Source organism: Ectothiorhodospira mobilis (assembly GCF_900114895.1).
GTDB lineage: Bacteria > Pseudomonadota > Gammaproteobacteria > Ectothiorhodospirales > Ectothiorhodospiraceae > Ectothiorhodospira > Ectothiorhodospira mobilis_A.
In genome coordinates, this window is the sequence record NZ_FOUO01000026.1 from 1 (window position 1) to 13,114 (window position 13,114).

Consider the following 13,114-nt stretch of genomic DNA (forward strand, 5'->3'; position numbering starts at 1 on the left):
GCTGGGACATTAGGGCTAACCTCAAATGCTCCAGCTATAGCGCTTCAGGCTAAATTAATCAAATGCGACTCATTTCGTGTCTACAATTGCCCTGCAGCCGGTGGCGGACGACGCCCCCGCCACCCCCGTTCTCGGGTATCATGCGCGGCGAAATCCAAACGCCCCCACAGGGCCGCCAAGGATACGCCGTCCCATGATGCTCCCCATCCTCCTGATCCTCGCCGCCTACCTGATCGGCTCCGTCTCCACCGCCATCCTCACCTGCCGGCTGCTGGGACTGCCGGACCCCCGCACCCAGGGTTCGGGCAACCCCGGGGCCACCAACGTGCTGCGCTCCGGCGGCAAAAAGGCGGCCATCATCACCCTGGCGGGGGATCTGCTCAAGGGGTGGCTGCCGGTGCTGCTGGCCCGGCTGCTGGGCCTGGACGGCCCGGCCCTGGCCCTGGTGGCCCTGGCGGCCTTTTTGGGGCACCTGTTCCCCGCCTACCACGGCTTCAAGGGGGGCAAGGGCGTGGCCACGGGCCTGGGCGTCCTGCTGGGCCTGCACTGGGGGGTGGGCCTGGCCTCGCTGCTCACCTGGCTGGCGGCGGCGGTCATCAGCCGCATGTCCTCGGTGGGGGCGCTCACCGCCTCACTGCTGGCCCCCCTGTGGATCGCCCTGATCCTGGGGGACATCTGGGTCACCCTGGCGGCCTGCGTCATGCTGGTGCTGCTCTATTGGCGCCACTGGGGCAACATCCGCCGCATCCTCGACGGCAGCGAACCCCGCATCGGCCAGAAGGCGAACCCCCGGCGCTGACTCCTGAGTCCGAGACCCAACCCCGGCTCCGCCCCTGGGAACGCCGAGCCCCAGCTCGGCCCTCTTTCCCAATTTCAACCCCGGCTCCACCCCCTGGGAGCGCCGAGCCCCAGCTCGGCCCTCTTTCCCATGCCAACCCCGGCTCCCCCCTGGGAGCGCCGAGCCCCAGCTCGGCATCCTTTTCCAAGCCGAGCTGGGGCTCGGCGTTCCCAGCATTTCTCTCCATCCTGAATCCGGGACCCACCTGCCGGTGGCCACGATGTTCGTAGCACCGGATGGCCGGTGACCCACTGTCATTCAGGCCATCGGTTGGCACTCATCCATGAAAAAGTGGCCCCTCCACCCAAAGGAGGATCCCGGCGCGGGAGAGAACCGCAGCTGGACCAGCCCCCGGGAGCTCCGAGCCCCAGCTCGGCCCTCTTTACCATGCCAACCCCGGCTCCCCCCTGGGAGCGCCGAGCCCCAGCTCGGCCCTCTTTCCCAATTTCAACCCCGGCTCCACCCCCCCGGGAGCGCCGAGCCCCAGCTCGGCATCCTTTTCCAAGCCGAGCTAGGGCTCGGCGTTCCCAGCATTTCTCTCCATCCTGAATCCGGGACCCACCTGCCGGTGGCCACGATGTTCGTAGCACCGGATGGCCGGTGACCCACTGTCATTCAGGCCATCGGTTGGCACTCATCCATGAAAAAGTGGCCCCTCCACCCAAAGGAGGATCCCGGCGCGGGAGAGAACCGCAGCTGGACCAGCCCCCGGGAGCGCCGAGCCCCAGCTCGGCCCTCTTTACCATGCCAACCCCGGCTCCCCCCTGGGAGCGCCGAGCCCAGCTCGGCATCCTTTTCCAAGCCGAGCTGGGGCTCGGCGTTCCCGGCATTTCTCTCCATCCTGAATCCGGGACCCACCTGCCGGTGGCCACGATGTTCGTAGCACCGGATGGCCGGTGAGGCTCAGACCCCCTCCAGGGACCAGCGGGCCCGGGCCTGGATCTCCAGGCCCGCCCGTTCCCCGGCCTGCAGGCGCAGGGCCCCGGCCAGGGCGATCATGGCCCCATTGTCGGTGCAGAACTCGGCCCGGGGGAAGAAGACCGCCCCGCCCCGGTCCGCGGCCATGACCTGCAGCGCCGCCCGCAGGCGCCGGTTGGCCCCCACGCCGCCCGCCACCACCAGCCGCCCGTGCCCGGTCTGTTCCAGGGCGCGGCGGCACTTGATGGCCAGGGTGTCCACCACGGCGTCCTCGAAGGCCCGGGCCACGTCGGCGGCCAGGGTGGCGTCCGGCGGGGTGTCGCGGAAGGCGGTCAGGGCCCGGGTCTTGAGTCCGGAAAAGCTGAAATCCAGTCCCGGCCGGTCCGTCATGGGCCGCGGGAAACGGAAACGCCCCGGATCCCCCTCGGCCGCCAGCCGCGCCAGGGCGGGCCCGCCGGGATAGCCCAGCCCCAGAAGCTTGGCGGTCTTGTCAAAGGCCTCGCCGGCGGCGTCATCCAGGCTCTCCCCCAGGATGCGGTAGCGCCCCACCCCCTGCACGTCCACCAGCAGGGTATGGCCGCCGGACACCAGCAGGGCCACGAAGGGGAACTCCGGGGCCGGGTCCTCCAGCAGCGGCGCCAGCAGATGTCCCTCCATATGGTGCACCGCCACCGCCGGCAGGCCCCAACCCCAGGCCAGGCTGCGGGCCACGGAGGCCCCCACCAGCAGGGCCCCGAGCAAACCAGGGCCTGCGGTATAGGCCACGCCATCCAGGGTATCCCCCGTCTCCCCCGCCTCCTCCAGGACCCGGCGCACCAGGGGCAGCACACGGCGCACGTGGTCCCGGGAGGCCAACTCCGGCACCACCCCGCCGTAACCGGCATGGAGCTCCACCTGACTGTGCAGGGCGTGGGCCAGCAACCCGCGGCGGGTGTCGTAGAGGGCCACGCCGGTCTCGTCGCAGGAGGTCTCGATGCCCAGGACGCAGAGCGGCGGGGCGGTTTGATCGGGGGCTGCGGCGATCATCTTTTTACGTCTCGGGCTTTGGCATTTGGGCCGGGGACAACTATAATGCGGGATTCTCCGCCAAAGGTGGAGGGTGCCTTGAACCCGATTCCGAAACAGCAAGCAACGGTAGAGCGTTTATGCCCCACGTCCGAGTGAAAGAGAACGAACCCTTCGAGGTGGCCCTGCGCCGCTTCAAGCGCACCTGCGAAAAGGCGGGCGTGCTCACGGAAGTCCGTCGCCGCGAGTTCTACGAAAAGCCCACCGAGGTGCGCAAGCGCAAGGCGGCCGCCGCGGTCAAGCGCCAGATGAAGCGCCTGGCCAAGGAGCAGGGGCGCCGCGAGCGCCTGTACTGATCCACGCCACCGGGAACCCTGAAGCCGGCATGACCACCCCCTCCCCCCTGCAGTCCCGCATCACCGAGGACATGAAGGCCGCCCTGCGCGGCGGCGACAAGGCCCGGCTGGGCACCCTGCGGCTGATCCTGGCCGCCCTCAAGCAGTTGGAGGTGGACACCCGCCAGGCCCCGGATGATACCCAGGTGCTGGCGGCGCTGGACAAGATGGTGAAGCAGCGCCGGGAATCCATCGGCCAGTACCGGGATGCGGGCCGGGAGGAACTGGCCCGGGCGGAGGAGGCGGAACTGGAGGTGATCCAGGCCTATCTGCCCCAACCCCTCTCCGAGGAAGAGATCCGGCAACAGGTGGAGGCGGCCGTGGCCGAGTCCGGAGCCGACTCGGTGAAGGACATGGGCAAGGTGATGGGGCTGCTCAAGCCCCGCCTCCAGGGCCGGGCCGACATGGCGGCCGTCAGCGCCCAGGTGAAAGCCCGCCTGTCCGGCTGAGCCGCGCCCCCGGCCTGCCGCGATCCCCACGGCCCCGACGGCCCGGCCCGGCCCTGCCGGGCCGTTTGCGTGTGCATCCCCCTGAAGCATTGATGCGGATCGTGAAACCGCCGCATCCATGTACCCACGCCTACACGCCCTCGTATAATGGGTTTTTTCACCCCATTGCATCGAGACCCCATGAGCCAACTGAAAAACGACCGCTTCCTCCGCGCCCTGCTGCGCGAGCCCGTGGACACCACCCCCGTCTGGATCATGCGCCAGGCCGGCCGTTACCTGCCGGAGTACCGGGAGACCCGAGGTCGGGCAGGCAGCTTCATGAACCTGTGCCGCAGCCCCGAGATGGCCTGCGAGGTCACCCTGCAGCCCCTGGACCGCTTCCCCCTGGACGCAGCCATCCTGTTCTCGGACATCCTCACCATCCCCGATGCCATGGGGCTGGGGCTGTACTTCGCCGAGGGCGAGGGTCCGCGCTTCGAGCGCCCGGTGCAGGACGCCGCCGCCATCCGCGCCCTGGGGGTGCCGGATCCGGAAGAGGAACTGCGCTACGTGATGGACGCCGTGCGCCTCATCCGCCGGGAACTGAACGGCCGCGTACCCCTGATCGGCTTCTCCGGCAGTCCCTGGACCCTGGCCACCTACATGGTGGAGGGGGGCTCCTCCAAGGACTTCGCCCGCATCAAGGGCATGATGTACGACGACCCCGACACCCTGCACCACCTGCTGGACACCCTGGCGCAGACCGTCACCGCCTATCTCAACGCCCAGGTGGCCGCCGGCGCCCAGGCGGTGATGGTATTCGACACCTGGGGCGGGGCCCTGAGCCCGGAGAACTACCGCGCCTTCTCCCTGAAGTACATGCAGCAGATCGTGGACGGGCTCACCCGTGAGGCGGACGGCCGGCGGGTGCCGGTGGTGCTGTTCACCAAGGGCGGCGGCCAGTGGCTGGAGGCCATGGCGGACACCGGTTGCGACGCCCTGGGCCTGGACTGGACCGTGGACATCAAGGACGCCCGTCTGCGGGTGGGCGAGCGCGTGGCCCTGCAGGGCAACATGGACCCGGCCGTGCTGTACGCCTCACCGGAGCGGGTGCGGGAGGAGACCCAAAAGGTCCTGGCCGGGTTTGGCAAGGGCAGCGGCCATGTCTTCAACCTGGGCCACGGCATCCACCCCGCCATCAACCCCGATCACGTGGCGGCCATGGTGGAGACGGTGCACGAGGCCGGGCGCCAGTACCACGAGTGAGGGTGCCTTTTCCCCTCCCCCCGTCGGGGAGGGGTTGCAAGGCGCTGTAAACCCAATCCGCCGCCTCTTGCCTTCCCGCCCCGAGGCGTGCAATGGTGTTCCTCACCTCAACTGCCCGCCCAAGAGACGTGGAAATACTGCCATGACCACTGGACTCCCGAGAGCAGCGCGGGCCACTGCAAAAAGGCGCTCCCTAACCCGCGCCATTGGATCCGTCATGGAGATCTGGCCCAGAGAAGATTATGCATACTACCTGCCCGAAGGTTCAGTTCAGAAACGTATGCATGGATATTGGTCCACTGTAGGCAGGCACTTGGCACAGGCCATCAGAGAATATGACCGATCCCAAGGATGATGAGGATCCTGAGGTGGGCTCCACCGGGGTATCTCTACCACTCCATGAGAGCTTCACGACACTGAAGGATCACCTTCGATCCGGAAGACTCGGCGAAGAAGAGCAAAAAAGGCTGGCGGCCCTGCTGGAGGGGGAAGACGAGGCCGGGGGTGCAATCCTGCTCACCGGGATCCGCAAGGAACTGTTCACCGGTCCGCTGCCCCCCGCAGACCAACTCAACCGCTACGATGAAGAAACCCGCGCCGTCATCCTTCGGATGGCTGAAAAAGAACAGGCCCACGAACACGACATGCGGGAACGGAGCCTGCTAGGTGCCATCCGTAAGGACCGCCGGGGGCAATACATGGGTTTGATCATCGCCCTGAGCGGCCTTCTGGCCGCTGCATGGATCGCCCCCAGCAGCGCCACCGCAGCCGCCATCATCGGAGGGCTGGACCTGTTTGGCATGGTGACCGTCTTCGTCGCACCCCGCATCCTCGAACGCACCCAACGGGAATCTCCCGAATCCACCCACTGAGCGCTCCCGCAAAGAGACGCTTTCACTGCCCCTCCAGCAACCGCTCCACCTCGCGCACATCGGCGCGGCGCATGGGGCGTCCGTCCACGGGGCTGGGGGGCGGCTGACGGATGCCGTCCACGGGGAAGACCACGGCGTCCACATCCACGCCGTCGGCCCCGAATTCCAGGCAGGGATAGGCCACATGGCCCTGGGCCCCCTTGAAGCGGCGCTCGTCGCTGCGCCAGGTGACGCCCCGGTCCTGCAGATAGAAGATCACCTCCTCCGGGCTGTCGGCGAAGATGTGCAGGGTGAGTTCGTCGCGGCCGTTGACGATCCCCGCCAGCACCGGCCCCACCAGACGGGGATGGAACGGCTCCAGCAGCTGCATGGCCTGCACCGCCGCTTGGCGCAGATGGGTCAGGCGCAGGCGGCTGGCATCGTCCTCGAACAGCCGCTGGCGCTCGAAGACCGCCGCCTCGATCTCGGTGTTGCGCGGCAGGTTGCGGGTCTGTCCCGCCCCCAGGCGTTCCGCGGCCTTGCGCTTGGCCAGGCGATAGTCCACCACGCCCTCGTCCAGGATGATGCGCGCCGCCTCCGCGGCGATCATCTGTCGCACCCTCAGGTCATTGATGGACATGGTGCCCTCCGTTCGCGGATAAGTGGAACCTGCGCCCGCGGGCACGACACCCGGCGCCTCCCGCCAACGCCGTGAGGCGGGGCCGCCGGCCGTGCCGGGGCTTTAGAAGATCTGTTCCGGCGTCACACCCCGGGATGGCTCCGGCAACGCATGGCGCTCCAGGGCGTCCAGTTGCTGCGGTGTCAGGGTCTCGAACAGGCTGTCCTCGGTGTAGCGGGTGGCGCGGGCACCGGTCTCGGCGTCGATCCGCACCGTCACCATGCCCTCGGGCGGCTCCAGGGTGCGCTCGGGCACACCCGCCAGGGCCTCCTCCATGAAGTCGATCCAGATGGGCAGCGCCGCCGAAGAACCGGTCTCCCCCCGGCCCAGGGTGCCATCATCATCGAACCCCACCCATGTGGTGACGGTCAGGTCCGGATTGTAGCCGCTGAACCAAGCGTCCCGCAGGCCGTTGGTGGTGCCCGTCTTCCCGGCCAGATCGGACCGCCCCAGGGCGCGGGCGCGCCGGCCCGTGCCGCGGCGGATCACGTCCTGCAGCATGCTGGTGATCTGGTAGGCGTTGCTGGCCGGCAGCACCCGCGCTGCGGGGGTGAATTCAGGCGCCCCCTGCCGCGATGCGTCCATGGCCGCGCCCTCCAGCTCCGCCAGTTGGGCATCCGGGTAGCGCGGCACCGGGCAGGGAGACGGACAGACCCGGCGCGGCACGGCCTCGTGCAACACCTCGCCGTAGGGCCCCTCGATGCGCTGGATGAACCAGGGATCCACGCGGTGGCCGCCGTTGGCAAAGACCGTATACCCCCGGGCCAGCTCCAGGGGGGTGACACTGCCGCTGCCCAGAGCCAGGGAGAGGCCCGAGGGATGCCGTGACAGATCGAATCCGAAGCGTTCCAGGAAGGTACGGGTCTCGGGGATGCCCACTCGGTCCAGCAGACGGATGGACACCAGATTGCGGGAATGCACCAGGGCCTCCCGCAGGCGGGTGGGGCCATAGAAACGGCCGCTGTAGTTCTTGGGCCGCCAGTCCCCGTCCAGGGAGAGATCCTCCAGCACCACCGGGGCATCGTTGATGACGCTGGCCGGGGAGAAGCCATGGGCCAGGGCGGCGGAGTAGACAAAGGGCTTGAAGGCCGAGCCGGGCTGGCGCCGGGCATCCGTGGCGCGATTGAACTTGCTCAGGAAATAGTCATAGCCGCCCACCAGGGCCCGCACCGCCCCGTCCCGGGGATCCAGGGCCACCAGGGCCCCCTGCACCCCGGGCACCTGGGACAGCACCCAACCCACGTCGGGATCGCGGCGCAGGCGGATGACATCGCCGACGGCGAGCACATCCGACACCGCACCGGGCCTGGGCCCCAGGCTGGAGGGCCCCAGATGGGGGCGCGCCCAGGCCACGGCCTCCCGCTCCAGGCGCACCCGCTCGCCGCCTTTCAGATACACCGTGGCCGCATCCGCATCCACGGCCGTGACGATCCCCGGCAGCAATCCGCCGGCCACAACGGGATACCCCCCCAGGGCCCGTTCCAGGGCCGCCGCATCCCCGGCCAAGGCCGCATCCACATGACCCTCGGGGCCACGGTAGCCATGACGCCGGTCATAGGCCAAAAGCCCGCGGCGCAGGGCCGCCTCCGCCTGCCGCTGCAGACCGGCCTCCACGGTGGTGTATACACGGTATCCCCCGGTATAGGCCTCTTCACCGTAGCGGGCCACCATCTCCTGGCGCGCCATCTCCGCCAGGTAATCCCCCCCCGCCTCCACCTGCAGCCGGTGCAACTCGGCCGTCACCGGGGCGGCCCGGGCCTGCTCATATTCCTGCACGGAGATGAAGCCCAGGGTGCGCATCCGGCCCAGGACATAGTTGCGCCGCGCCCGCGCCCGCTGCGGATCGGTGATGGGGTTGGCGGCGGAAGGGGCCTGGGGCAGGCCCGCGATCATCGCCACCTGGGGCAGGGTCAGTTCATCCAGATCCGCGCCGTAGTAGATCCGCGCCGCGGCCTTGACCCCATAGGCCCGGTGGCCCAGGTAGATCTTGTTGAGATACAACTCCAGGATCTCGTCCTTGCTCAGCACCTGCTCCATGCGCAGGGCCAGGAAGATCTCGATGATCTTGCGTTCATAGGTCTTCTCCCGTTCCAGGAAAAAGTTGCGCGCCACCTGCATGGTGATGGTGCTGCCCCCCTGGCTCTTCTCGCCGGTGAGCAGCAGATTGAGGGCGGCCCGGGTCAGGCCCATGAAATCCACCCCCGGATGGTGTTCGAAGCGGTCGTCCTCCGCCGCCAGGAAGGCCTGGCGCATGGGCCGCGGCACATCCTCGATGGCCACGGGGTCCCGGCGCTTGGTGCCATACTCGGCCATCAGCACCCCGTCCCGGCTGTACACCCGCAAGGGCACCTGCAGGCGGATCTCCCGCAGGGTGTCCACATCCGGCAGGCGCGGGGACACATAGAGATAGGCACCGGCCACCCCCAGCACCCCGAGGAGCAAGGCCACCAGGGCGCCGGTGAGCAGGAGGCGGAGGATGCCGGCAATACGTTTCATCAGGAAGGCCCGTGGGATAGGAACGGTCGTCGGTCGTGGACGGCCACTGCTCGGAGCACCTGTGACAGGCGGGACAATTCTTCCGGGACCCAGGTAGTAATTCCCGGGGCTTGCGTCTAGTATCTGCTGAAAATAGTAAGCGACCCGCCCCACGGGCCGCAAACACATCAGGGGTCACCGTGCTCGGATTCAGCCGCAAGCGACCGCCGCTCATCGGGATCGACGTCAGTTCCACCTCCGTCAAACTGGTCGAACTGGGTGGCAATGCCCCCCCGTACCGCGTCGAGGCCTACGCCGTGGAGCCCCTGCCCGGTAACGCCGTGGTGGAGAAGAACATCCAGGAGGTGGAGGCCGTGGGGGAGGCCATCAAGAAGGCCTACCGGCGCTGCGGATCCAAAAACCGCTACTGCGCCATGGCGGTGCCCTCCTCCGCCGTCATCACCAAGACCATCAACATGCCCGCCGGCCTCAAGCCGGACGAACTGGAGAGCCAGATCCAGGTGGAGGCGGACCAGTACATCCCCTACGCCCTGGAAGAGGTGAACCTGGACTTCGAGGTGATCGGCCCCAGCCCCAAGGGGCCCGAGTCGGTGGAGGTGCTGCTCTCGGCCTCCCGCAGCGAGAACGTGGAGATGCGCGTGGCCGCCGCCGAACTGGCGGGCCTCACCCCCCGGGTGATGGACGTGGAGGCCTATGCCATCGAACACAGCTTCGCCCTGGTGGCGCAGCAGATCCCCGAACTGGAGGAGGATCCCCTGCCGGTGGCGGTGGTGGACGTGGGGGCCACCATGACCTCCATCAACATCCTCCACGAGGGCCGGCTCATCTACACCCGGGAGCAGGCCTTCGGCGGCAAGCAGCTCACCGAGGAGATCATGCGCAAGTACGGCCTCTCCTACGAGGAGGCGGGCATGGCCAAGAAAGAGGGCGGCCTCCCCGACGACTACCTCCCCGAGGTGCTGGAACCCTTCAAGGAGACCATGGCCCAGCAGGTGAACCGCTTCCTCCAGTTCTTTTTCGCCGCCAGCCCCCACGACCAGGTGGCGCAACTGATCCTGGCCGGTGGCTGCGCCGCCATCCCCGGCGTGGACGAACAGATCGAGGCACGGGTGGGCACCCCCACCCGCATCGCCAACCCCTTCGGCCTCATGGGGCTGCACTCGCGCATCAACCCGCAGCGCCTGAGCAACGACGCCCCCGCCCTGATGATCGCCTGCGGCCTGGCCCTGAGGAGCTTCGACTGATGTCCCACATCAACCTGCTCCCCTGGCGGGAACAGCAGCGCAAGGAGCAGCAGAAGGAATTCACCGTGCTGGCGGTGCTGGTGGGCCTGGCCTGCCTGGTGGGGATCTTCCTCACCCATATCTCCATCAATGCCCAGATCGGCTACCAGGAACGCCGCAACACCTACCTGGAGAACGAGATCCGCATCCTGGACCGTCAGATCCGGGAGATCCGCGACCTGGAGGCCACCCGCCAGGCCCTGCTGGACCGCATGACCATCATCCAGGAGCTGCAGGCCAGCCGGCCCCTGGCGGTGCGCCTGTTCGACGAGATCGTCAACACCCTGCCCGACGGCACCTACCTCACCCGCCTCACCCAGCGGGGGATGAACCTGGAGCTGGCGGGCCGGGCCGAATCCAACGCCCGGGTCTCCGCCTTCATGCGCAACCTGGAGGCATCGCCCTGGTTCGGCGAGCCCACGCTGCAGGTGATCGAGACCCGGGAGGCGGACGGTGTCCGGCTCAGCGACTTTCGCCTGACCGTACCCCAAACCGCCCCCGCCGAAGACAACGGGGAGGCCGCGCAATGAACCTGGGCAGCCTGGATCTCAACGATCTGAACAACATCGACCTCAAGACCATCGGCAGCGCCCCCCTGCCCGCGCGCATCCTCGTACTGGTGGTACTGGCCGCCGCCCTCATCGGCGCCGGCTACTGGTTCGACACCAAGAACCAGCTGCAGCGCCTGGACCAGACCCAGGCGCGGGAACCCCAACTGCGCCAGCAGTTCGAGATCCGCCAGCGCCGCGCCGCCAACCTGGACGCCTATAAGGCGCAACTGGCGGAGATGCAGCGCCGCTTCGGCACCATGCTGCGCCAGCTCCCCAGCCAGACCGAGATCCCCAACCTGCTGGTAGACATCTCCCAGACCGCCCTCTCTGCCGGCCTGGAGATCGACCTCTTCCGTCCCGAGGACGAAACCCCCCGGGGGTTCTACGCCGAGAAACCCATCCGGCTGCGCATGAAGGGCAGCTACGAGGAGATGGCCCACTTCACCAGCGGCGTCGCCGCCCTGCCCCGCATCGTCACCATCCACGACATCCGCCTGCAGCCCGAACAGGACGCCGCGCGGCTCGTGATGGAGGCCACCGCCAAGACCTACCGGTACCTGGAAGACAACGATGCCTGATCCCAAGCGCCCGGCACCCGCCCGATACCGGCCGCGCGCGGCGGCCGCCTGCCTGCTGACGGTGCTGCTGGCCGGCTGCGGCCAGGACCTGTCCGACCTGGAGGCCTACGTTGAACGCATCAAGCAGCGCCCCGGCGGCGGCATCGAGCCCATCCCCGAGGTGAAGCCCCACGAGACGTTCACCTATCCCGGGCACGAGCGCGACCCCTTCGATCCCTCCGCGGTGGAGGCCGAGGTGGACGCGCGTCCGGGGGCGGAGGAAGACGGCGTCTCCATCGACCCCGACCGGCCCAAGGAATTCCTGGAACAGTTCCCCCTGGACAGCCTGCGCATGGTGGGCACCCTGGAGCAGGACGGCACCCGCTGGGCCCTGATCCGCACCCCCGAGGGGGTCATCCTGCGGGTGCGCGAGGGCAACTACATGGGGCAGAACCACGGCCGGATCGAGACCATCACCCCGGCCAGCATCCGGCTCACCGAGATCGTGCCGGACGGTTTCGGCGGCTACAAGGAGCGCGAGACCACCGTCGCGCTCAGCGAATAGGCAACGAGGAACGACCCGATGACACAGGCGACCCCGAGACGCCCGCAGCCCCGGACCCCCGGCCCCCGGGGATACCGCCCCCGGCCCCTGGCCCGATCCCTGGGCCGGATCCTGGCCCTGTGCCTGCTGGCCCTGTCGTGGCAGGGTGCCGGCGCCGCCGAAACCGCCCTGGAGGAGATCGTCTACAACACCCTGCCGGGCGACCGCCTGCAGGTGGTGCTGCGCTTCTCCGGGCCGCCGCCGCAGCCCGAGGGCTTCACCATCGACGACCCGCCGCGCCTGGCCCTGGACCTGCGCGGCACCCGTTCCGCCCTGGACACGCGCCGCCAGGAGATCGAAACCGGCCTCACCCGCTCCGTGCACATCGCCGAGACCCCCGACCGCACGCGGCTGGTGTTCAACCTGGTGCGCCTGGTGGGCTACGACACCCGCACCCGCGGCAACGACCTGATCCTCACCCTCAACCCCACCCCACCGACCACCGCGGCCGCCCCGGCCAGGGACGGAAACGGCGCAGCGGCCCCCGAGGGGCGGCGCATCACCCAGGTGGACTTCCGCCGCGGGCCGGAGGACGAGGGCCGGGTGATCGTCGATCTCTCCGAGGCCGGTGTCCCCGTGGACCTGGTGCGCCGGGGCGAGCGTATCGAGCTCTTCTTCCCCCGCACCGCACTGCCCGAGGAACTGGAACGCCGCCTGGACGTCACCGACTTCGCCACCCCCGTGCAGCACATCGACACCCTGCGGGAGGAGAACGGCGTGCGCATGCACATCGCCGTGCACGGCGAATACGACACCTTCTCCTACCAGACCGACGGCGAATTCACCCTGGAGGTCAAGCCCCTCACCGAAGAGGAGCGGGAGGCCCTGCAGAAGGAACGCTTCCAGTACACCGGCGAGCGCCTCTCCCTCAACTTCCAGGACATCGAGGTGCGCTCCGTGCTGCAGCTCATCGCCGACTTCACCGACCTGAACGTGGTGGTGAGCGACAGCGTCAGCGGCAACATCACCCTGCGCCTGCGCAACGTCCCCTGGGACCAGGCCCTGGACATCATCCTCAAGGCCAAGGGCCTGGACATGCGCAAGAACGGCAACGTCGTCTACGTGGCCCCCGCCGAGGAGATCGCCGCCCGCGAACGCCTGCTCCTGGAGGCGGAGCAGCAGGCCGCCGAACTGGCCCCGCTGCAGTCCCCCCCCTGTCAGGATAAGTGTCGTCTGGTTTGATAGAGTATTTAAAACACCCAGGGGGCGAGAGAGGAGCGCCCAAGATGCCACGATATCCTGA

General features: G+C 68.5%; 13 protein-coding genes. 10 read left to right on the forward strand and 3 right to left on the reverse strand.

Annotated elements, in window-relative coordinates; genetic code table 11:
• The first annotated feature begins 193 nt into the window (after nt 1-193).
• A complete protein-coding gene (gene plsY, locus BM214_RS12110; protein WP_090487690.1) occupies nt 194-799 on the forward strand; it encodes a glycerol-3-phosphate 1-O-acyltransferase PlsY in 606 nt (201 codons plus the stop codon).
• 942 nt (nt 800-1,741) lie between these two features.
• Here the strand turns inward: plsY and tsaD are convergent.
• The gene (tsaD, locus tag BM214_RS12120) at nt 1,742-2,782 is read right to left on the reverse strand and encodes a tRNA (adenosine(37)-N6)-threonylcarbamoyltransferase complex transferase subunit TsaD (protein ID WP_090487696.1); all 1,041 of its coding nucleotides are present in this window, start codon (nt 2,780-2,782) and stop codon (nt 1,742-1,744) included.
• Nucleotides 2,783-2,901: 119 nt separating this feature from the next.
• On the opposite strand from tsaD, the gene rpsU reads away from it, so the two are divergent.
• The 4 genes from rpsU (at nt 2,902) to BM214_RS12140 (ending at nt 5,722) form a co-directional block, all read left to right on the forward strand.
• On the forward strand, nt 2,902-3,117 hold the full coding sequence (rpsU, locus tag BM214_RS12125; RefSeq protein WP_090487698.1) for a 30S ribosomal protein S21: 216 nt from the start codon (nt 2,902-2,904) through the stop codon (nt 3,115-3,117).
• A gap of 29 nt (nt 3,118-3,146) precedes the next feature.
• Nucleotides 3,147-3,605, forward strand: coding sequence for a GatB/YqeY domain-containing protein (locus BM214_RS12130; RefSeq protein ID WP_090487701.1), 459 nt, complete (start codon nt 3,147-3,149; stop codon nt 3,603-3,605).
• Between the two features lie 180 nt (nt 3,606-3,785).
• Nucleotides 3,786-4,850, forward strand: a complete 1,065-nt coding sequence (hemE, locus tag BM214_RS12135) for a uroporphyrinogen decarboxylase (RefSeq protein ID WP_090487703.1) — start codon at nt 3,786-3,788, stop codon at nt 4,848-4,850.
• Nucleotides 4,851-5,218: 368 nt separating this feature from the next.
• Complete coding sequence (locus BM214_RS12140; RefSeq protein ID WP_244888011.1) at nt 5,219-5,722, forward strand: DUF2335 domain-containing protein; 504 nt, start codon at nt 5,219-5,221, stop codon at nt 5,720-5,722.
• Between the two features lie 22 nt (nt 5,723-5,744).
• Here the strand turns inward: BM214_RS12140 and BM214_RS12145 are convergent, their stop codons facing one another.
• Both BM214_RS12145 and BM214_RS12150 read right to left on the reverse strand, forming a co-directional pair.
• Nucleotides 5,745-6,341 (reverse strand): hypothetical protein, encoded by a 597-nt coding sequence (locus tag BM214_RS12145; protein ID WP_090487711.1) that lies wholly within the window; start codon nt 6,339-6,341, stop codon nt 5,745-5,747.
• A 102-nt stretch (nt 6,342-6,443) separates the two neighbouring features.
• On the reverse strand, nt 6,444-8,876 hold the full coding sequence (locus tag BM214_RS12150) for a penicillin-binding protein 1A (RefSeq protein ID WP_090487715.1): 2,433 nt from the start codon (nt 8,874-8,876) through the stop codon (nt 6,444-6,446).
• A gap of 179 nt (nt 8,877-9,055) precedes the next feature.
• On the opposite strand from BM214_RS12150, the gene BM214_RS12155 reads away from it, so the two are divergent.
• From BM214_RS12155 to BM214_RS12175, 5 genes are read left to right on the forward strand one after another with little or no spacing between them, the layout of a single operon-like run.
• Entirely contained in the window at nt 9,056-10,120 is a 1,065-nt protein-coding gene (locus BM214_RS12155; RefSeq protein ID WP_090487718.1) for a pilus assembly protein PilM, read from the forward strand.
• Nucleotides 10,120-10,689 (forward strand): PilN domain-containing protein, encoded by a 570-nt coding sequence (locus tag BM214_RS12160; protein ID WP_090487721.1) that lies wholly within the window; start codon nt 10,120-10,122, stop codon nt 10,687-10,689. Before BM214_RS12155 ends, BM214_RS12160 begins: the two co-directional genes overlap by 1 nt.
• An 11-nt stretch (nt 10,690-10,700) precedes the next feature.
• Nucleotides 10,701-11,288 (forward strand): type IV pilus inner membrane component PilO, encoded by a 588-nt coding sequence (locus BM214_RS12165; RefSeq protein WP_090487731.1) that lies wholly within the window; start codon nt 10,701-10,703, stop codon nt 11,286-11,288.
• Nucleotides 11,281-11,832, forward strand: a complete 552-nt coding sequence (locus BM214_RS12170) for a pilus assembly protein PilP (RefSeq protein WP_090487725.1) — start codon at nt 11,281-11,283, stop codon at nt 11,830-11,832. Before BM214_RS12165 ends, BM214_RS12170 begins: the two co-directional genes overlap by 8 nt.
• A gap of 18 nt (nt 11,833-11,850) precedes the next feature.
• Nucleotides 11,851-13,053 (forward strand): type IV pilus secretin family protein, encoded by a 1,203-nt coding sequence (locus BM214_RS12175; protein WP_090487728.1) that lies wholly within the window; start codon nt 11,851-11,853, stop codon nt 13,051-13,053.
• Nucleotides 13,054-13,114: the final 61 nt, after the last annotated feature.

What these genes read in the sequence shown, in the direction of transcription:
- rpsU (WP_090487698.1), top strand. Translation starts at nt 2,902, where the DNA reads ATGCCCCACGTCCGAGTGAAAGAGAACGAACCCTTCGAGGTGGCCCTG.
- tsaD (WP_090487696.1), bottom strand. Translation starts at nt 2,782, where the DNA reads ATGATCGCCGCAGCCCCCGATCAAACCGCCCCGCCGCTCTGCGTCCTG.
- BM214_RS12175 (WP_090487728.1), top strand. Translation starts at nt 11,851, where the DNA reads ATGACACAGGCGACCCCGAGACGCCCGCAGCCCCGGACCCCCGGCCCC.
- BM214_RS12145 (WP_090487711.1), bottom strand. Translation starts at nt 6,341, where the DNA reads ATGTCCATCAATGACCTGAGGGTGCGACAGATGATCGCCGCGGAGGCG.
- plsY (WP_090487690.1), top strand. Translation starts at nt 194, where the DNA reads ATGATGCTCCCCATCCTCCTGATCCTCGCCGCCTACCTGATCGGCTCC.
- BM214_RS12170 (WP_090487725.1), top strand. Translation starts at nt 11,281, where the DNA reads ATGCCTGATCCCAAGCGCCCGGCACCCGCCCGATACCGGCCGCGCGCG.
- BM214_RS12160 (WP_090487721.1), top strand. Translation starts at nt 10,120, where the DNA reads ATGTCCCACATCAACCTGCTCCCCTGGCGGGAACAGCAGCGCAAGGAG.
- BM214_RS12150 (WP_090487715.1), bottom strand. Translation starts at nt 8,876, where the DNA reads ATGAAACGTATTGCCGGCATCCTCCGCCTCCTGCTCACCGGCGCCCTG.
- BM214_RS12130 (WP_090487701.1), top strand. Translation starts at nt 3,147, where the DNA reads ATGACCACCCCCTCCCCCCTGCAGTCCCGCATCACCGAGGACATGAAG.
- hemE (WP_090487703.1), top strand. Translation starts at nt 3,786, where the DNA reads ATGAGCCAACTGAAAAACGACCGCTTCCTCCGCGCCCTGCTGCGCGAG.